Source organism: Rhodococcus sp. F64268, from assembly GCF_023015605.1.
Classification (GTDB): domain Bacteria; phylum Actinomycetota; class Actinomycetes; order Mycobacteriales; family Mycobacteriaceae; genus Rhodococcus.
Window position 1 is genome coordinate 415,604 of the sequence record NZ_JALKAI010000001.1, and the last position, 18,297, is coordinate 433,900.

At 65.7% G+C, this 18,297-nt stretch carries 17 protein-coding genes; 10 read left to right on the top strand and 7 right to left on the bottom strand.

What is annotated here, in order from left to right; translation table 11 throughout:
- Positions 1-822 precede the first annotated feature (822 nt).
- Together MWU77_RS01945 and MWU77_RS01950 are read left to right on the top strand one after the other, a co-directional pair.
- Positions 823-1,248 (top strand): hypothetical protein, encoded by a 426-nt coding sequence (locus tag MWU77_RS01945; RefSeq protein ID WP_169687903.1) that lies wholly within the window; start codon positions 823-825, stop codon positions 1,246-1,248.
- 184 nt (positions 1,249-1,432) lie between these two features.
- Positions 1,433-3,586, top strand: coding sequence for a hypothetical protein (locus MWU77_RS01950; protein WP_247272806.1), 2,154 nt, complete (start codon positions 1,433-1,435; stop codon positions 3,584-3,586).
- Positions 3,587-3,630: 44 nt separating this feature from the next.
- On the opposite strand, the gene MWU77_RS01955 is transcribed toward MWU77_RS01950, so the two are convergent.
- Together MWU77_RS01955 and MWU77_RS01960 are read right to left on the bottom strand one after the other, a co-directional pair.
- Entirely contained in the window at positions 3,631-3,900 is a 270-nt protein-coding gene (locus MWU77_RS01955; RefSeq protein WP_169687901.1) for a hypothetical protein, read from the bottom strand.
- 26 nt (positions 3,901-3,926) lie between these two features.
- Complete coding sequence (locus MWU77_RS01960) at positions 3,927-4,850, bottom strand: nitroreductase family protein (protein WP_247272807.1); 924 nt, start codon at positions 4,848-4,850, stop codon at positions 3,927-3,929.
- A gap of 187 nt (positions 4,851-5,037) precedes the next feature.
- Between MWU77_RS01960 and MWU77_RS01965 the strand changes: the two genes are divergently transcribed.
- Positions 5,038-5,685: a response regulator transcription factor gene (locus MWU77_RS01965; protein WP_169687899.1), complete on the top strand. Its 648-nt coding sequence runs from the start codon at positions 5,038-5,040 to the stop codon at positions 5,683-5,685.
- A gap of 22 nt (positions 5,686-5,707) precedes the next feature.
- Here the strand turns inward: MWU77_RS01965 and MWU77_RS01970 are convergent, their stop codons facing one another.
- From MWU77_RS01970 to MWU77_RS01985, 4 genes are read right to left on the bottom strand one after another with little or no spacing between them, the layout of a single operon-like run.
- Positions 5,708-7,369, bottom strand: coding sequence for a GAF domain-containing sensor histidine kinase (locus tag MWU77_RS01970; RefSeq protein ID WP_247273047.1), 1,662 nt, complete (start codon positions 7,367-7,369; stop codon positions 5,708-5,710).
- Between the two features lie 5 nt (positions 7,370-7,374).
- Positions 7,375-8,019: an alpha/beta family hydrolase gene (locus tag MWU77_RS01975; protein ID WP_247272808.1), complete on the bottom strand. Its 645-nt coding sequence runs from the start codon at positions 8,017-8,019 to the stop codon at positions 7,375-7,377.
- A gap of 19 nt (positions 8,020-8,038) precedes the next feature.
- On the bottom strand, positions 8,039-9,115 hold the full coding sequence (locus MWU77_RS01980; protein ID WP_308198750.1) for a tellurite resistance/C4-dicarboxylate transporter family protein: 1,077 nt from the start codon (positions 9,113-9,115) through the stop codon (positions 8,039-8,041).
- An 11-nt stretch (positions 9,116-9,126) separates the two neighbouring features.
- Entirely contained in the window at positions 9,127-9,993 is an 867-nt protein-coding gene (locus MWU77_RS01985) for an Fpg/Nei family DNA glycosylase (protein WP_169687897.1), read from the bottom strand.
- An 88-nt stretch (positions 9,994-10,081) separates the two neighbouring features.
- Between MWU77_RS01985 and MWU77_RS01990 the strand changes: the two genes are divergently transcribed.
- From MWU77_RS01990 to MWU77_RS02000, 3 genes are read left to right on the top strand one after another with little or no spacing between them, the layout of a single operon-like run.
- Positions 10,082-10,882 (top strand): thymidylate synthase, encoded by an 801-nt coding sequence (locus tag MWU77_RS01990; protein ID WP_247272809.1) that lies wholly within the window; start codon positions 10,082-10,084, stop codon positions 10,880-10,882.
- Entirely contained in the window at positions 10,879-11,370 is a 492-nt protein-coding gene (locus MWU77_RS01995) for a dihydrofolate reductase (protein ID WP_169687895.1), read from the top strand. The genes MWU77_RS01990 and MWU77_RS01995 overlap by 4 nt, the downstream gene beginning before the upstream one ends.
- 34 nt (positions 11,371-11,404) lie before the next feature.
- Positions 11,405-11,731, top strand: a complete 327-nt coding sequence (locus tag MWU77_RS02000) for a cupin domain-containing protein (RefSeq protein ID WP_169687894.1) — start codon at positions 11,405-11,407, stop codon at positions 11,729-11,731.
- A 42-nt stretch (positions 11,732-11,773) separates the two neighbouring features.
- Here MWU77_RS02000 and MWU77_RS02005 read toward each other — a convergent pair whose 3' ends face one another.
- The gene (locus tag MWU77_RS02005; protein WP_247272810.1) at positions 11,774-13,282 is read right to left on the bottom strand and encodes a carboxylesterase/lipase family protein; all 1,509 of its coding nucleotides are present in this window, start codon (positions 13,280-13,282) and stop codon (positions 11,774-11,776) included.
- Between the two features lie 119 nt (positions 13,283-13,401).
- On the opposite strand from MWU77_RS02005, the gene MWU77_RS02010 reads away from it, so the two are divergent.
- The 4 genes from MWU77_RS02010 (at position 13,402) to MWU77_RS02025 (ending at position 18,289) form a co-directional block, all read left to right on the top strand.
- Positions 13,402-15,243, top strand: coding sequence for a dynamin family protein (locus MWU77_RS02010; protein WP_247272811.1), 1,842 nt, complete (start codon positions 13,402-13,404; stop codon positions 15,241-15,243).
- The gene (locus MWU77_RS02015; RefSeq protein WP_169687891.1) at positions 15,243-16,679 is read left to right on the top strand and encodes a GTPase; all 1,437 of its coding nucleotides are present in this window, start codon (positions 15,243-15,245) and stop codon (positions 16,677-16,679) included. Before MWU77_RS02010 ends, MWU77_RS02015 begins: the two co-directional genes overlap by 1 nt.
- Positions 16,680-16,825: 146 nt before the next feature.
- On the top strand, positions 16,826-17,818 hold the full coding sequence (locus MWU77_RS02020; protein ID WP_247272812.1) for an Hsp70 family protein: 993 nt from the start codon (positions 16,826-16,828) through the stop codon (positions 17,816-17,818).
- A gap of 96 nt (positions 17,819-17,914) precedes the next feature.
- Entirely contained in the window at positions 17,915-18,289 is a 375-nt protein-coding gene (locus tag MWU77_RS02025) for a hypothetical protein (protein ID WP_169687889.1), read from the top strand.
- Positions 18,290-18,297: the final 8 nt, after the last annotated feature.

The window sequence follows — 18,297 nt, forward strand, 5'->3', positions numbered from 1 at the left end:
CCCTGCGGGCGGCTCTGCCGAACCGATCGGAGACCCTACGGGTCCCTGAGCTTGCCTTCGGCCCCTTCCCCAACGCTGCCCGGTCGCCATACCCCGATAGACCGTCTCGGCCAGCACTTCTGGCCCCACGTCGGAGGTGGCGTGTGGCTTGTACTGGACCCGGTCGGTTGTGTCGACCCGCGCGATCGGGTGCTCCACCGCCAGCTGCAGAGACGAAGGATACTGGCGCCCAGTCGGTTTCGTGCCGGGGAATGGCACCCCGGTACGCAGCGTCGATGCGCTGCCGTCGGACTCTGGGAGATGAGCGACGATGCCTCTCGACGTGCCGTGGTTACCGAAACGGCCCTTGCGCACGCGGAAGCAGGCGAACACCTCGAGCCCCTCGATAGCCATTGCCGAATCGGCAGGGATCGAGGGGTTCGAAGATTACGACGTCAGTGAAGAATCTGGTGACCAGGTGATGTGTCGGCCGGCGCGAAGGAATGCGCTCGCGGCTCGTTGCTGATTTATGCCTCCGAAGGGCGTGTGGATAGAATCCACCGTACGGTGCATGACAGTCCAATCTGTCGTGTGCCCAGACCCCGGTTCGGTGTTACAGCACCTGCCGGGGTCGACCTGTATTCAGGCCGGTGGAGGGATGATCTCACGTGGCGTGATCGGGGTCAACCTCGAACGATTGTTCGGTTCGCTCGGAGTCTTGCCGGGCGGTTCCGGACGCAGCGTTGTGTCTTCTGGATCGCGGTGTCGCGAACAGGGCGAGATGAAGCCGTCTACTCATCGCTTCCGCTGAGTACGCCGAAGCAGCAATGACATGATCGACTCATGACGACCGTGCCGCGCTGGGCGTGGGTACTGCTGGCCATGATTACGGCTGCTTGGGGCGCCTTTGCGGCGTCGAATCCGATACTCCAGATCACCGACTGCGAGATTGGGCTGTCCGCCATCAGTCCTTCTGAGTGCAACGAATCGATCTGGAGCTATTTCGGTAACAGCATGGTGATCGTTTTGGTTTTGCCGGCAATGGCGTGCTTGCTTCCGGTAGCGGTGCCGCGCATCTCTGCGGCGTGGACGGTCGCCGGATTGCTGGTGGTGGCGTCGGTGCTCGGCTTTTCAGAGGCGATGTCGTCCATACCGTCGTTGCTGGGTGTATACGGTTTCTACCTGCCGATCGCGTTTCTCGCTGTTCTCTTGGCAATTCGAGGTCAGGCGATCACCCTCCGCCAGCGCCGTGTGTCCGGCTACCCGTAGTTGGGGCCTCAGCGAGGACAACAGTTGCGGTCGATGGTGACGCCCAGAGCCACCACAAACAACCCCTGCGCAGGGACCGCCACTGTCGATATGACCGCTGCGCCGCCCACCGTTGAGAGTCGCATGCCGATCGAGCACAGCTCAGACTTCAACCGGAGTCGGAACCGTCGGGTACGTTCCGATCATGACGCCGAAGTGGGAACAGGTCCGAGGCTCGAACTACGGCACGATGGGACGCACCGTTCACGGAACTGTCCACCGGCCCGACGGATCGTGGAGCCGCGTGTGGCACGCGCCTGAGAACACGTGGCGTTACGAGAACGAGTCCGGTGAGCCCACTTTCATCGAGAACGACACCGACAGGTGGTCCAGTGACGGAGACGGCACTATGGTGCACACCGTCAAGTCTCCCACCACTGGCTACGCAATCATGGGTGCGTCGCCGGCTCTTCTGCTACGCGCCTACGGCGTGTTTCCTCCTCTGGCAACTCGAGGGTTCGACAATCAACGATTTGTCGGACCGAGTGCGCCCAAGGCGGTCCGGGTTCGTGGCCGTGACGGCTGGGAGGTGAGCGCCTTCGACCAGCACGCGAACGAAACGGTCACCTACGTGTTCGACGCAGAACTCGGTGTCGCACTGCGATGGCAGTGTGGTGATGATTGGATGGAACTCGAAAAACCCAGTCTCGACGACGTATTCGAGACCACATTGTTCTCGTGGGCAGGGCCGTCACGCCCAGCCGAGGATGACTTCGCGAGATCGAACAGGGAGCAGGAGGAACGTCAGCGCGCGCTGGCGGGTATTCCTCAGGCGCTTCCGACGTGGCTGCCGATGACAATAAACGCACAGTCTCGATCCGGTGATGCCCGCACCGGCGAATTGAGCGTGTCGATCAGCGGGCACGCACCACAGTTCACGTTGCGTCGATGGGTGAGCGCGATCGGCGAACCGAAGGTCGAATGGCCGAACGATTCGCCGCCGGAACGCTACCGTCATTCCATCGGCGACTGGACGTACGAGATTCGCAGTCACCAGGACATCAGCCGGGACGACTGTGCTCGGATCGTGGATTCGATCGTGCCGGTCGATCCACCGGATCGCGACCCCGCTGAGATCACCGCCGAACTCGCCACCGAGGAGCACGATCGCCGCGAAGCGGAGGTGCTCGCCACCCTCGGTACAGGGCGGGTTCTCACCGACCACCTCGAAGACGAGTCACTGCTCATCCGTACCGACTTCACCGACGACGCCGCCTGGCGCGACATTGCTGTCGCTGCCATGGCCCCGATACCGCAGGGAGACGGCACCGAATTCGCCGCCTACCTCACGTGCATCGACAACCCGGAATACGACGGGTTGACCGTCGACGGGCTTCTCGAAGCAATAGGCGAATCGCCGACGTACTACGCGTTTCTCGCCGACACCGAGACGGTGAGGAACCCGGAGATGCCCATCGTCGCCGTCTACACCGGACCCGACGAACCGGAACGGCCTCGCGGAAGAACCTTCCGCGTCATCCCCTCGGAGATGTGGGGTGTGGAGAACAACCTGTCGATTGCGAACATGGACTTCGAATCCTTCGCGGACAGCGCCGACGAGGACGGGGTGTTTCGTGGTTTCCCGGAACCGCCGCGTCCCGTCGAGGAGGTGACCACCCGCGAGATCTCGCAGTGGATTGCGGACGATCTCGAAACCGACGTGCTCCGCGAGTTCCATGCCCAGATCGCCGGTCGGAAATACCGCTATCCGGTGGCATTGTTCGAAGCCGACCTGGCGGAGGTGCATGCTCACACCCGCGACACCGAACACGGAGAGCGCGCCGAAGTTCTCGGGTACGACGAGTTTCTGGAGGCGACTTCGGCTGGGGGGCCGGCACTGCGCGGCACCGTGCCGACGCACAACGGCTACTGGAAATTCGTGATCGACCGCGTCTCACATCGCCCGATCGCGGCATACCGGATCACGAACGCACCCTACGTGCCCCCGGCACCCCAGGACGGTGTGCGGCAACCGATGAGGTTCGAGGTGCCGTTCGTCTGCACTGAACCGGTCTCGTTCTCGACGCTCACCGATGACGACGACCTGATCGACCGAGACGTCGTGCAGCGAGCTGTTCTTGCCGAAGCGGCACGGCTGCATCCCGACAGCGAAATCACCGGCGGCGTACCTACCCTCGAGCGGATCCCACGTCTCGTGGGTTTCAATATCGGCTGCTACGTGCATATCGATGGTCGGCCGGTGTTCTATGTGTCGATCGTGGCCGATGCTGATGACGAGTTCATCGTTCAGGAGGTGCCACCGGAGGGGATGCGGGTGGTCGGCCCGGGAGAAGCGTGAAACGCCGACCACGTGAGTGTGAAGCGGCAGTGTGATCAGCCTGATCAGCCGAACTCGTCGACGCCATCTGCGCGCAGGCGCCGCCACATGTCGGCCGGGTGCACGCCTTCACGGATCGCATTGTTCTCGATGAGGATGCCCAGCATCTCTGTGCAGGTGTAGGCGAGGTCCTCCAGCGGAAGACCTCCGTAGCGGGCCGCCAGCCACCCCGAGGTGTTGCCGGCTTTCGCTGCCTGCGCCATGTCCAGCACGGTCTGGAACAACTCGGCGTTCGACGGCACTTCGAGTTCGACGGCGGTGAGTTCTCGAGTCACCTTCGGGGTTCCTTCCTCGCGGGCTGTCAGTAGCCGATGCGCATGATCAACTGCGGCGGTGTGGCCATTCCCAATCGTGCACGGAGTCGCTCGGCCGAGTCTTCGATTCGGAGCGGATGAGTGAGAACCGACGCCGAGAGCCGGCTGTCGACGGCCGCCAGCCACGCGCGTTCGGTGGCCATCCCGATCCGGACCAGGTCGATCGGGTCGGCGGACGCGGCGTTGAACAGCAATACGGTTTCGCGGTCGATTGCCGCTGCCAGTGCCGACGTCTCGGGCACCTCGGTGGTGATCATGGCTTTGCCTGCGGCGCCGTGCTCGTCCAGCGTGGCGTCCCAGTCCTCGACGACCTCGGCGTTGCCTTCCGGCTGCCAATGCGACGTCCACGAGAACATCTCGCGTTGATAGTGGGGATTGCGTCGCTTGGCCTCGGCCGAGTAGGTGAGCATGTCGGCGAGAGCCGGGGCCTCATCGGACGCCAGCAGGCGGATGCCGACACCGGGTACCTGGGCGCCTGCGGCGACGACATCGCCGATGGTCTCGGCGGGCACCGGGATGTCGGCGAAAGCGTCACGGTGACTCTTGCGCCGGGAGATTGCCGCATACAGCCGGAGGTCGGAGCTGTCCGGAACGGCACTCCGGAGCGTCTCGATCCGCGCGATGATGGCCGGCCGATCGGGGAAGGGACAGAGGTCTGTGCGGACCTGCCTGCCGAGGACGCGCATTGCGAGCTCGAGATGGGCCACGGCGGTGCCGCACGAGATGAGCCGGTCGGGCCGGAGGGGGTCCGCACCGGGCTCCGCGAACTCGAGACGTTCCTCCAGCTCCGCGGCGGAGCCGGGAAGCGTCAGGTTCCACGGTTGGGTGTCGTGCACCGACGGCGCTTCGATGACGGCTCGCGCAATGATCTCCGTATCACTCGGCGACCAGGTTTCGGAGTCGACGGTCATCGCTACCCTCCTCATCCGGTCGTCACCGAGCGCGACACATGTCCCGGTGTACTACGAGCGTCTCCCACGAGTGCGGGACGATGCACGGGGCGAAGGTCCCGAAAGTGACGTCGAACGGCCCTGGGAAGAACACCGTCGTGGAAGGCTGCAACCATGGCACCATCGAGCTGAACGAAAGGTGCGTGCGATGCCCCGCATATTTCTCGTCGACGACCACGAGATCGTCAGGCGTGGACTGGTGGATCTGCTCAGCAGCGTCCCCGACTTCACCGTCGTGGGTGAGGCCGCGTCCGTGGGCGAGGCACTGGCCCGGATCCCGGGGAGCGGCGCCGACGTCGCAGTGCTGGACGTTCGCCTTCCCGACGGCAACGGTGTCGAACTGTGCCGGGAGTTGCGTACCCGGATGCCCGAGCTACGCGCATTGATGCTCACCTCGTACTCCGACGACGAGGCGCTGTTCGACGCGATCATGGCCGGTGCGTCGGGATTCGTACTCAAGCAGATTCTCGGCACCGACCTCGTGTCGGCGGTCCGAACGGTGGGGGAGGGCGGCTCTCTGCTCGACAGTCGCGCCACCGCCGCGCTGATGAATCGGATTCGCGCTTCGCGGAACGCCGACCCGCTGGCGGAGTTGTCCGATCAGGAGAAGGCTGTCTTCGAGCTGATCGGCGAAGGCATGACGAACCGTGAGATCGCCGAACGGTTGTTCCTCGCCGAGAAGACGGTGAAGAACTACGTGTCGCGGTTGCTCGCGAAGCTCGGGATGCAGCGCCGCACGCAGGCCGCGGTCCTGGCAACCGAATTGCGCAAGGGCAAGGAGCAGGGAAAGTCCTGAACCTGCTCGGGTGCAGTGCGATTCAGAGCGGCGCGCTCCACAACACCCGCGTTCCGCTGACGTCGCCGGGTCCGATGATGCACTTCCCGCCGCATTGTGTGGCCCGGCGTTCGAGGTTGGCCAGGCCGCTTCGCCGCGGTGCGTCGGGGAGGCCGGTGCCATCGTCGACGATCTCGATCCGGAAGTCGTCGTCGGCGGTCACCGACACCGTGATGTTCTCCGATTGGGAGTGTCGCAGTGCATTGCTCAGTCCCTCCCGCAGCACGGCTTCGGCGTGGGGGTGGATGCGGTCGGGCACCAAAGTGTCGATCGGGCCTATGAATTGGACGTTCGGCGCCACCGATGAGTGGATGCTGAGATCACCGACGACGTCGAGTAGTCTCCGGCGGAGACTCGTGCCTACCGCAGCCCCCGTCGTATGCAGATCGAAGATGGTCGTGCGGATCTCGCGCACCGTCCGGTCGAGTTGTTCGACGGCGTGGTGGATCACGTCGGTGACCCGGCCGGGGTCCGCGCCGGGGGTCATGACGCTCTGCAGGCTCATTCCGGTGGCAAAGAGTCGCTGAATCACGTTGTCGTGTAGGTCTTGCGCGATGCGGTCTCGATCGGCGAGGACGTCGAGAAGTCGCTTCTTGCGCTGCTGCTCGGCGAACTCCAGTGCCACTGCTGCAAGATTCGCCATCGAGTCCAGCCGTGCGATCTCTTCGTCGTCCCACGGATCCGATCCGGCCTCCTGGGTGACGATCAGCACGCCGGTGATGGTGGAGGTCGCCGACAGCGGGAACACGATCGCGTTGCCCTCGTTGCCGTGTCCGGCGGACGGCAGTCCGGCCAGTGAATCAGTGAGGACCGCCTGCCGGGTTTTGAGTGCATGCAACACCGGTGTGTCGGTCAGGTCGATGCGCACCGTGTCGGCCGCGGGTGCGGTCGGTGACGCAGCGCGAAGGGTTCCGTGTGAGCCGTCGACGAGGACGACGAAAGCTCCGGCGCCGCGGGCCAGTTCGCGGACCTGTCCGGTGAGTAGACCGAGCGTTTCGTCGACCGAGCCGCCCACGAGTAGCCGCGCGTTGATCGAGGCCATTGCCGCGAGCCACCGTTCGCGGGTCAGTGAATCTTCGAACAGCCGCGCGTTGTCGACGGCTATTCCGGCGGACGTCGCCAGCACTTTCAGGATCACCGCATCTTCTTCGGTGAACTCCGGCTCGCCCAACTTCTCGGTCAGATAGATGCTGCCGAACACTTTGCCGCGGATCATGATCGGAGTGCCCAGGAAGGACTTCATCGGTGGGTGATTGGGCGGGAACCCGATCGACGCCGGATGCTTCGACAGGTCGGCCAGTCGTACCGGGCGAGGATCGTTGATCAGCAAACCGAGGATGCCGCGGCCCTCCGGCAGGTGGCCCATTCTGCTGCGCTGAGCGGTGCTGATGCCTTCGTAGACGAACTCCGACAGGCCACCGTCGGCGGCGCGCACACCGAGTGCGCCGTAGCGGGCATCGAGCAGCGACACCGCGGACTGGACGATGCGTTGCAACATGGAGTCGAGTTCGAGCCCCGACCCGACCACGAGCACCGCCTCGAGCAGGCTGCGCAAAGTCTCCGGTGCTGTGGCGGTGTCGTCGAGACGGTCACGCAGTTCGGTCAGGAGGGTGTCGATCGGCGCTTCGGTGACCGCATCCGGCATGTCATTCACAGGGAGTCTCTCAGTAGGTCGAGTACCGCGGTGACCGCCGCGTCGGACGGGTCGGTCTTCGCACGGCTCAGATCGTGACCGGCGGCCGGCACCTCGAGAAGGGCCGTCGGTCCGGTCACCAGTGCTGCGGCGGTGCGTATCTCGTCGAGGGTGCCGAACGGGTCGCGGGCGCCGTGCACGAACACCGTCGGCACCGTGATGCCGGGTAGATGCTCGGTTCGGGCTTTCTCGGGCTTGCCCGGGGGATGCAACGGGTAGGACAGCAGTACGAGTGCGTCGGCGACCTCGGGTTGCTCGGCCACGAGCATGGATGTCTGCCGGCCCCCATAGGAGACACCGCCGATGAAGATCGGTCCGGTGTGCCGTTCGCGTAGCGCAGCGGCGGCGTCGGCGACCCCGGACCGGTCCTCCGCGGCGCGGGCCGGTTGTGGAGGACCCTTCGGTTTGCGTCGCCGGAACGGCAGGTCGTAACGCAGCGCGAGGAGGCCTCGCTCGGCGAAGCGGTCGCACATCACCTGCAGGATCTTCGCGTCGCTGTTGCTGCCGGCGCCGTGGGTGAGGGCTATCGCGCCACGAGGCTTCCCGTCAGGGATGTGCAGGTGCCCGTGCACGATGTCGGTGTCCAGGAGTTCGACGCTCACCACACCACCGTAACTGGGCTTAGAGAACATTCCGGTCGGAAGGGATTTTTGCGGGTGTGACGCGGGGCCGCAGGAGCGTGGTCCACAGGTGGTGCAGCATCGAAACGAACACGAGTACATACACGACCACCGCGACCCATAATTCGGCCTCACCGACCGCGCCGACGAGCGGTAGGTCGTCGGCGCGGCCGAGATAGATCCCCGCGACGGCGTACATGCCGAGGGGAAACACGATCGACCACAACGATGAGTCGTACGTGAGCGGCACCTTGTGAACGCGATGCCGCCACCAACCCGCTGCGATCAGCGGCGGGAACAACCACGTGGCGAATGCCCAGATCACCACGGCAAGGCCCGCGATCAGGCCCCGGGTGGCATCGACCATGGGCGCATCGGCCATCTCGACGATCTGCGCTCCGGCCACGACCGTGATCGAGCACGCCCCCATCGCCACCCAGTACGGTGCGGTCAGGTCGGTGGGTCGCAGCGGATATTGCAGCATCCGCGCGGCCACGAAGATCCCGGCCGCGGCATACAGGAACAGGCCCACCGCCCACGCGAACACCGCGACCGCGGCCAACAGGCGGTCCAGATCCGCGTAGACCGGTTGCAATGCGGCGGCGGCGATGGCGACCGATTCGCTCGCCACCACCCAAATGAACCAGGTGCCGTTCGCCTTGGCGAGCACTGGACGTTCCGTGGTGCCGAGGACGGCGGTCCACGGAATGACGTATCCGAGGACGAGCCAGGTCACAGCGGCCACGAGGAGCAGGATCGCCGCGGTCGAATGCCAGCCCTGCAATATCAGGCGCACACCCAGCACGTTGCTACCTGCGATGAAGGTGAAGAACCCGAATGCGCGGGAGGAATCTGCCATGTCCGAGCGCAGGGAACTCCGGAACGACACGAGTCGCCAGGTGGAGAGCACGACCAGCGCTACGTAAGTCACTGCCGCGATGATCAGCAACGTCAACGACAAGACGTCGAATCCTCTGAGGTGGAGTCCGATCGAGATGATGCCGCTGGACATGACGAGTGCGAAGTAGCCGGGTGCGAGCGACCGGACCGCCGCGCTCGACCGGGTCGAGAGATCCACGTCGGCAAACCTTACTTCAGCAGCCTGGACATCCTGCGATCAGCGAGGACCTTCCCCCCGGTCTGACACGTAGGGCAGTACTGGAAGGACCGTTCGGAATACGACACCTCGCGCACGGTGTCGCCGCACACCGCGCACGGCAACCCCGCCCGGGCGTGCACACGCAGACCCGAGCGCTTCTCTCCTTTGAGGCGGGCGGCGTCCTGACCCACCGACCGGTCGACAGCGTCGGTGAGGACCGTGCGCACAGCGTCGTAGAGCGCGGCGACCTGTTCGTCGGTGAGACGCGACGCGGTGGCGAACGGAGACAACCGGGCTACATGCAGGATCTCGTCGGAATATGCATTGCCGATCCCCGCGAGCACCGACTGGTCGACGAGGAGCGTTTTCAGCCGCGCGGTACTGCCCCCGAGGAGTTCGCCGAACTCGTCGGCGGTCACGTCGAGGGCGTCCGGTCCGAGTCGTGCGATACCCCGGACCTGGGCGGGGTCGCGGACGACCCACACCGCGAGGCGTTTCTTGGTGCCTGCCTCGGTGAGATCGAACGCGGGGGTGGAGGCGTCGGGGCGGAACAGGTGCACGCGCAACGCCAGCGGCCCCTTGCCGAGCTTCGGCGGTGTCTGCGACGGCTCGTCGAGCCACCGCATCCATCCGGCGCGTGACAGGTGCGTGATCAGCGACAGGTCGCCGCAGTCGACGACGAGGAACTTGCCGAAGCGACGGGCCCCGGTGATGTCGCGGCCTTGCAGCGCGGTGATCGGGGGGTCGGCGGTCTGCAGCACGCTGAGTGCCGCGATGTCGATGCGACCGACCACGGACCCGACAGCGTGTTCACGCAGGAACACGGCGAGTGCTTCCACTTCGGGGAGCTCCGGCATGCCTCTCAGGCTACGGCTCGTGCGCGGTCTTGGTGGCTCCGACGACCAGAAACGCGCACGGGTGGCGCAGCCGCCTAGACTGCCAACCGTGACTGCCCCGACTCAGTATGAAGATCTGCTGCGCCTCGTCCTGGACACCGGGACGCCGAAGTCCGACCGCACGGGCACCGGCACACGCAGCCTGTTCGGGCATCAGATGCGCTTCGATCTCGCGCAGGGCTTTCCGCTGATCACGACGAAGAAGGTCCACCTCAAATCGATCGTCTACGAGTTGCTGTGGTTCTTGCGCGGCGACTCGAACGTGAAGTGGCTGCAGGAACACGGGGTCACCATCTGGGATGAATGGGCGACCGACGAGGGCGAGCTCGGGCCTGTCTACGGGGTCCAGTGGCGGTCGTGGCCGACACCCGACGGCAGGCACATCGACCAGATCTCCGGTGTGATCGACACGATCCGGAACAACCCCGATTCGCGTCGCATGATCGTGTCGGCGTGGAACGTCGCGGATCTCGACGACATGGCGCTGATGCCGTGCCACGCGTTCTTCCAGTTCTACGTCGCCGATGGCAAGCTCAGCTGTCAGCTGTACCAGCGCAGCGCCGACATGTTCCTCGGTGTGCCGTTCAACATCGCCAGCTATGCACTGCTCACCCACATGGTGGCGCAGCAGACCGGACTCGACGTCGGCGAGTTCATCTGGACCGGCGGCGACTGCCACATCTACGACAACCACATCGAACAGGTCACCGAACAGCTCACCCGCGAGGCGTACGGGTACCCGACGCTGAGGCTGGCACCGCGCGATTCGATCTTCGACTACCGCTTCGAAGACGTCGAGATCGTCGACTACCGGCACCACCCCGCGATCAAGGCGCCGGTGGCGGTGTGAGCGACCATGTCACGCTGATCTGGGCGCAGACCCCCGGCGGTGTGATCGGCCGCGACGGCGCCATCCCGTGGCACGTACCGGAGGACATGGCGTTCTTCAGGAAGGCGACGATGGGCAAGCCCGTCGTGATGGGCCGGCTCACCTGGGATTCGCTGCCGGAACGGTTCCGGCCATTGCCCGGCCGCCGCAATGTGGTGGTCACGCGCAACCCCGAGTGGTCGGTCGACGGTGCCCTCACCGCGTCGAGTGTCGAGGACGCACTGGAACTGGCCGGTGACGGCGAGATCGTCGTGATGGGCGGCGGTCAGATCTACGCGCAGGCGATGGATCACGCGACGCATCTGCTCGTCACGGAGGTCGATCTCGAAGTCGACGGCGACGCGGTCGCGCCGGCGATCGGACCGGAGTGGACCCCCGCCGACATCGGCGAATGGACGACGTCCACCTCCGGAACGCGATTCCGCTGGATCAGGTACATCCGAAGCTGAGTGTCGCGTCTTCCGGTGCGCCATACTGCGAACCATGGACAAGCTCTCGCTCACCGCGCTGGCCCGACAGCAACTGAAACTTGCCGCTACCTCGAGTAGCGGACGCAGCTCGCACACCGTGTTCGGCGGACACGCAAGGAGCCTGCGGCAGACCGTCGTCGCGCTTCAGGCCGGACGGGAACTGCGCGAGCACGACAGTCCCGGCGAGGCGACCCTGCAGATCCTCACCGGTCAGTTGCAGTTGATCGCAGGGGAGAATTCGTGGAAGGGCTCGCCGGGGGATCTGCTGATCATCCCGCCGGAGCGGCACAGCGTCGAAGCGCTCGAAGACGTTGCGTTCCTGCTCACCGTGTCCATGTGAGCCACGCTCGAGACGAGCGAAGTGCCTACAGCGCAGAAGTGCCTACAGCGCAGGGGAATAACCGCGATAGCCTTCCCACGCGAGTCTGCGCTCACTGCGAGGGTCATGCTCCACGCGGGTCGGCACGTCGAACACCACGGTCGCGCGGTCGGTCTCGTCGTAGCGAGGCCACGACGGCAACGGTTCGCCGTGTCGCGCGAACTGCAGCCACTGGCGCTGTACTGCGGCGGAGACCGTCCGCAGATCACGACGGCCACCCACCGAGGTGAGCAGCCTGCCCAGCAGTTCGTCGGCTTGTCCGAATACGGCGAGCAGTTCGACGGCGTGCGTGGCGTCGAAACCCGTCCATCGAAGCAGGCGGGGAGCGAAGTCGTAGCGGTAGGCGAACGTCGGTGCGTGTCGTGCATGGGCCTGCGCGATCTGCACCGACGGATACCAGAAGGTGGTGTCGCCGCCGAGGTCGATGGCGGCACGTTCGGAGGGATACCCGGGATACACCGCGGTGATGCGATCGTGGGCGTCGGGGTCGGTGCCCGCGAACATCCGCTCGATCCGTTGCGGATCGGTGGGGAGTGCATCGAGGAACCGCGGGAAGAGCGCGCCCTCGCGGTCGTTCGTTCCGATGATCAAGGGGACCGGGTGCACGGTGCCCGCTTCGTACGCCTCGAGTGGTGCCACCGGCAGGTACTTCCCGTCGACGACCGGACCGAACGGGTGCAACCCCGGCGTCGCACGCATGACCGAGGCCCCGAGGCGTGAGCCGGCGCGCCCCAGTTCTGCCGGGGATGCGTCCGACAGTGCCTTCGCCGCGGCGTCGGCGCCGAGCAATTCGATGAAGCGCCGACCCCACTCGCGAGTGCGATCGGCGGTGTTGACCAGCCCCGGCGCGGGGCTCTGCGCGATCGCGCGGGCGAACAGTCCGTGCGCGGCAGGGGTCGCGAGCAAAGTGGTGACCGACGTGCCGCCCGCGGACTCACCGAAGATGGTCACGTTCTGCGGGTCGCCACCGAACGCGGCGATGTTGCGTTGGACCCATTCGAGCGCGGCCACTTGGTCGCGGAGACCGAGATTGGAATCGAAGGGGCGAGAGGCGTCGGAGTACTCGGTGAAGTCGAGATAGCCGAGCGCGCCGAGACGATAGTTGAGTGAGACGTACACGATGTCGCCGTCGCGCACGAGGGAATCGCCGCTGTACACGGACAACGCGCTGGTGCCCATGGTGAAGGCGCCACCGTGGATGAACACCATCACCGGCCGGGGCGTGTGGACGCGGCCCGACGGGGCGAGCACGTTGAGCGTCAGACAGTCTTCGCCGGCGGCGACCCGGGTGCCTGCACCGGTGACCAGGCCGCGCGGATGCTGACTCGCGGCGTTCCCGAAGCGAGTCGCGTCGAGGACGCCCGACCACGGCTCGACGGGCTGCGGCGCACGCAACCGCAACGGGCCGACCGGCGGCGCGGCGTAGGGGATACCCCGCCAGGCGAGGAGGTCGCCGGTGCGGATGCCGCGGACCGCGCCGTCCGGGATTGTGACGAGTGTCTCGGACGTCATGGTGCGCACTGTACGTGACGGCCCGTCACACCAGTATGAGCGTCGTGCCTCTATGTCCGGTAACGCCCGGTTTTCCGGTGTCCGATACTGTCGCACCCGGTGCAGGAGAGGAGGTGCTGGTGACCGGAACCCAGACCACGCAGCCCGCGCAATCCGCTGCAGAGACGACTCGTCCCGAGGTTGTCGACGTAGATGTACTGGTCGAGGCGTCGGTGAAGGTGCTGCGCGCGTACGGACGCAATGCCACGGCCGAGCTCGCCTTGGCCAAATCGAAGGCACCCGTGCAGCGCCGCACCGTGGTGGTGGTGGGAGAGGTGCAGCGCGGTAAGAGCGCGCTGGTCAACGCTCTCGTCGGGGAACTCGATGCGTCACCGTCCGCCGTCGAGACCACCACGTCCGCAGCGGTGCGGTTCGTGCCGCCCGACGACCGGTACCCGCCGGGATCCGCTGAACTTCTCTACGCAGATCGAAGTGTGCCGATCTCGCGGGCCGAACTTCCGGACTGGATCACCAGCAATGGTGCGCGTGTATCCGACCCCACGATCGAGGACCTGCCGACCGGCGCGGTCGTCGCGACCCACCGGCCCGTCCTCGGCGGAGCCGTCGTCGTGGACACCCCGGGCTCCGGCGGGCTCGTCGCCTCCCACACTGCGCTCGCAACCCAGTCGGCGCGACAAGCGTCGGTGCTGGTGATGGTCTGCGACGCCTCCACCCCGCTGACCGAACCCGAGATGACCTTCCTGCGCGATGCGTCCGCGTCCGTCGAATCGGTGGTCGTGGTAGTCACCAAGACCGACAAGAACCTGCGACGCTGGCGCCCCATAGTCGGCGAGAACCGCGCCTTGATCGAACGCCACCTGAATCGGCAGATACCGGTGCTGGGCGTGTCGAGCCTGCGTGCGGCACTCGCCGCTCAGATGGCGCCCGGGCCCGCGCGAGATCGGGCCGAACGGGCGTCGGGGATCGTCGAACTGCGCGCACAGATCGATGCCTTGCTCGACGAGAGGGCAGAACTTCCCCAGGCCGACGCGCTCCGCACCCTCCTCGAAGGGCTTCGTCGCGTCGAGGAACGGGTCGCTTCGGACATCGCGGTGATCGAGGACAGCGCCACTGCAACCGCTGATCTCACCGCCGAACGCGACCGCCTGCAGGATCTGAAGAACAGGTCGCAGCAGTGGGAGCAATACCTCGCCCGGGATCTGACTCTGGCCCGCCAGGCCGCGCTCACCCATCTCGATGAGGAACTCGACCGGATCAAGCAACAGTGGACTACCCGGGTCAACAAGTCGTCGCTCGAGGTGATGCGGCGTAGCGCACAGAGTTTCACCGCCGACATGCAGACCGATCTGCTCGCTGCGATGGAATCGGCCGCGCAGGTGTTCCTCGAACGCATCGAAGTGATCGTCGCGGAACTGTTCGGCCAGAACTCACCGCAGTGGTCGGAAATCCGCGAACTCGTGTGGGCCGCCATGCAGACCGGCACCGTCAGCTCGGCCGAGGTCGGTTCGAAACGGCAGGGCCTGCTCGATCCGAGCGTCCTGACGATGGGCATGATCGGCACGTCGATGCTCGGCGCGGTCATCGGTGTGGGTGCCGTGGCCGGGGTGGTGTGGGTGGCCGTCAACCTCGGTTACAAGGCGATGCGCACTGGAAAGACCAACCTCCTCAACTGGTTGCGGGAGACGTTGGCCGCAACCCGGACAGGCACCTCCCGCATGCTCGAGTCGGCGTTGTCGGTGGGGCGGCCGGAGATCGTGCTGCGCCACCGCGACGACCTGAAGAGTCGTATCGAGGATCTGCAGAGTCAATTGAAGGAAGCGCAGGAAACTGCCAGGCTCGATGCCGCGACACGTGAGAAGACCTTGGAGCGGTTGAAGAAGAACCGGAAGATCGTGCTCAACCGGATCGAGGCGATCGAGAAACTGCTGGCAGGACCACAGACTTCGGGAGTGCAGAGTTGATGCCTCAGGGCGGGAGCCCCCAGCGAGCCGTCGATCCGGTGCACGCTCGGATCGAATCGGCACTGCACTCTCTGGCGAATTTGGGCGGCGATCTGCCGTCGCACGCGTCGCGAATCGGTGCGATCCTCTTCTCACCGCCGCGGATCGTCGTCGTCGGTCGCCTCAAGGCCGGTAAGTCGACACTGGTCAATGCATTGATCGGTGCCCCGCTGGCCGAGACCGCGGCTCTCGAGGCGACCAACGTCGTCACCGTCTACAGCAACGGCGCGCCGTCGCGGGCCGAGGTGGTCAAACTCGACGGCAGTGTCGTCCCGCAGCCGTTGAGTTTCGGGGGGACGGTCGAACCCGCTTTCCCGCCCACTGAAATCGCCTATGTGCAGCGGTTTCTCCCGTCCCAGTCGTTGTCGGACATCACGCTGATCGACACTCCGGGGCTCGCGACGCTGACGGTCGACAATGCCGCCACGACCCGGCGTGCGCTGATCGACGGATACGAGCAGACCCGTACGGCGTCGGTGGATGCAGATGCGGCGATCTTCCTCTTCGATTCCGCACCGCGTGCCGACGAGGTCGATTTCCTGCATCAGCTCGGGTTCACGCCGCTGACGACGCTCGGTGTGCTCTCTCGCGCTGACGGTTTCGGGGAGGGAGCGCTGGGTCGACGTGACCCGATCCCACACGCCGCGGACCACGCGGCCGTGCTGGCGGCGCAACTACCCGGACTGGTCGGCTCGGTGATCCCCGTTGCGGGTCTGCTTGCGGAGACCAGCCATACGGGCCGACTCACCGAGACCGATGCGCGGGCGTTGCGTTCGCTGGCAGGGCCGCCCGGCCGGGAGCTGTTCGACATCATCGACGTGGGCGATCCCATGCCGGTGGACCCATCCACCGTCGAGCGACTGCTCGACCTGGTGGGCGAGTACGGACTCGTGCACGGACGTCAGGTGGCGACGGGGGGTGCACATGCGTTGGGGACCTGGCTGTCCGAACGATCCGGTGTCGGTCGTCTCCGCGAGGTACTGCACACGTCCCTGCGTGAATATGCGGTGCTGCAACGTGCGGGCCGGATCCTGCGGGAGATCGATTCGCTCGCGTACAGTCATCCCGCTCGCGATCACATCCGGTCGATCGCGTACGCGCTGGAGAACGATCCGGCGCTGACGCCGGTGTTGTTGTTGCGAGCGCTTCGGGCACTGTTGCGGGCAGATCCGTCCGCGGCGCTGGTTGCGGAACTGGTAGACCTGCTGCGCGGCCGGACGTTCGCCGAGCGGTTGCGTCTGCCTGCCTCGGCGCCTGCGGGCGCCATCCGTGACGCAGCGGCGCAGCGGCTCGCAGCGGTCCAGCAGCGCACGTTGACCGCGTCCACCGCGGCCGAGGATGCAGCTCTGACGGTGCTCACGCGGGCTTATACCACCATCTGGCGGACCCACAGTTGATTTCGGAATCGGATAGGGCATGATGTCGGACGAAACGGTGTGTTCGTAGAGGGGGTTCGTTGTCCGGCTGGATGCTGTCGATCGACTTCGGTGCGTCGAATACGGTTGCTGCGCATACCAATCCGATACGCGGTACCGTCGAGCCGATGGTCGTCGATGATGCGGTCCGGCCCATCGAGGTGGTGTACGAGCGGACCCTCGCCGCACATCACGGGCAACGTCCGAAAGTCGTGGTTCTCACGCATCCGGACGCCTGGTCGGAGCAGCAGATCCGGACGCTCGCCGACGCCGGGGCGCGAGCGGGCATCGATGCGCGCACGATCATGACGGTCTCCGAGGCTCGGGCCACCGTCGAATACTGCACCCAGGGCCGGACGCTACGAGGTGGGTCGGTGTACGCGGTCTGCGACTTCGGTGGCACCTCGCTGGATACGGCCGTGGTTGTCGTGACCGAGGCCGGGGGATTCGAGGTGGTGGCAGCCCGAGGCGACGACACGCTCGGCGGCCGGACCCTCGACGCGGCCGTACGCAGGTGGGCAGAAGGCGTGTTCACCACGCGCGAGCCGGGATTCGCCGCGCAACTACAGCAGGCGTCGCTGGGTGTGCATCGGGAGTTCGACGAGCAGGCGCGACGCGCGAAGGAAGCATTGACATCCGAGCAAACGGCCACGATCGCTGTGACGCTCGACGGTAGCGAACACGCCGCGACTCTGACTCGCGAAGAGTTCGACGCTGCGATCACACCGCACATCGACCGTGTGGTCGAGACCATGTGGGGCACCCTGACCGATGCCGGGTTCGGAGTGGGAGATCTCGACGTTCTGTGCGTGACCGGAGGGTCTGCGCGAATACCCCTGTTACGTAACAGGCTGGCGCACCTCGGCCCTCTCGCGGCACCGAGCGATCCCGCCGTGGTGGCGGAGGGGGCGCTGATCTTGGCCGAGAACAGCAGGCAGAGCCTGCGCGCCCGCGCGATCGGCTGGATCCGGCCCGTGGGGATCGTGGTGGCAAGCGCCCTGATCGTGGCGGGAGTCGCGGTTGCCGCTGTGCGGGGGCTGCCGGAGAATTCCTCGGCTCGCGGGGACGGGACTGCCCCGGTGAGCACGGAGTCGACGGTCGTCGACGGGGGCTGGTCGTAGTTTCCGGTTCGGCCGATGTTCGTCGGCCGGGAACATTTGTGGTTGTCGCTGCATCTCATTGTCGTAAGCAGATGAGCAGCGAGAATCGAGGACTAGATGGCAGAGAATCCTTACGGTGTCGGACCGGGATCCAATTCGGAGCAGGGCCCGGTCCCGAACCCGGCACTCGGCGAGGGCGCGGTCGACCGTGACGGCGACGGAGTTGCCGACACCCTGTACGTCGACCTCGACGGTGACGGGCGTATCGATGGTGCACTGTTCGATCACAACGAGGACGGAGTGATCGACGAAGGTGACTTCGACATGGACGGCGACGGTATCGTCGACACCGTGATGGTCGACGTCGATGGCGATGGTGTGGCCGACGTGATGGGCGTCGACTACGACCAGGACGGATACGCCGACGAGGTATACACACTCGAATCCGACACGGGATCGGCGGAGTCCACCGATTCGACCGGCCTGATGTGACCGACTCC

What these genes read in the sequence shown, in the direction of transcription:
- MWU77_RS01945 (WP_169687903.1), top strand. Translation starts at nt 823, where the DNA reads ATGACGACCGTGCCGCGCTGGGCGTGGGTACTGCTGGCCATGATTACG.
- MWU77_RS01950 (WP_247272806.1), top strand. Translation starts at nt 1,433, where the DNA reads ATGACGCCGAAGTGGGAACAGGTCCGAGGCTCGAACTACGGCACGATG.
- MWU77_RS01960 (WP_247272807.1), bottom strand. Translation starts at nt 4,850, where the DNA reads ATGACCGTCGACTCCGAAACCTGGTCGCCGAGTGATACGGAGATCATT.
- MWU77_RS01965 (WP_169687899.1), top strand. Translation starts at nt 5,038, where the DNA reads ATGCCCCGCATATTTCTCGTCGACGACCACGAGATCGTCAGGCGTGGA.
- MWU77_RS01970 (WP_247273047.1), bottom strand. Translation starts at nt 7,369, where the DNA reads ATGCCGGATGCGGTCACCGAAGCGCCGATCGACACCCTCCTGACCGAA.
- MWU77_RS01985 (WP_169687897.1), bottom strand. Translation starts at nt 9,993, where the DNA reads ATGCCGGAGCTCCCCGAAGTGGAAGCACTCGCCGTGTTCCTGCGTGAA.
- MWU77_RS02000 (WP_169687894.1), top strand. Translation starts at nt 11,405, where the DNA reads ATGGACAAGCTCTCGCTCACCGCGCTGGCCCGACAGCAACTGAAACTT.
- MWU77_RS02005 (WP_247272810.1), bottom strand. Translation starts at nt 13,282, where the DNA reads ATGACGTCCGAGACACTCGTCACAATCCCGGACGGCGCGGTCCGCGGC.
- MWU77_RS02015 (WP_169687891.1), top strand. Translation starts at nt 15,243, where the DNA reads ATGCCTCAGGGCGGGAGCCCCCAGCGAGCCGTCGATCCGGTGCACGCT.
- MWU77_RS02020 (WP_247272812.1), top strand. Translation starts at nt 16,826, where the DNA reads ATGGTCGTCGATGATGCGGTCCGGCCCATCGAGGTGGTGTACGAGCGG.
- MWU77_RS02025 (WP_169687889.1), top strand. Translation starts at nt 17,915, where the DNA reads ATGGCAGAGAATCCTTACGGTGTCGGACCGGGATCCAATTCGGAGCAG.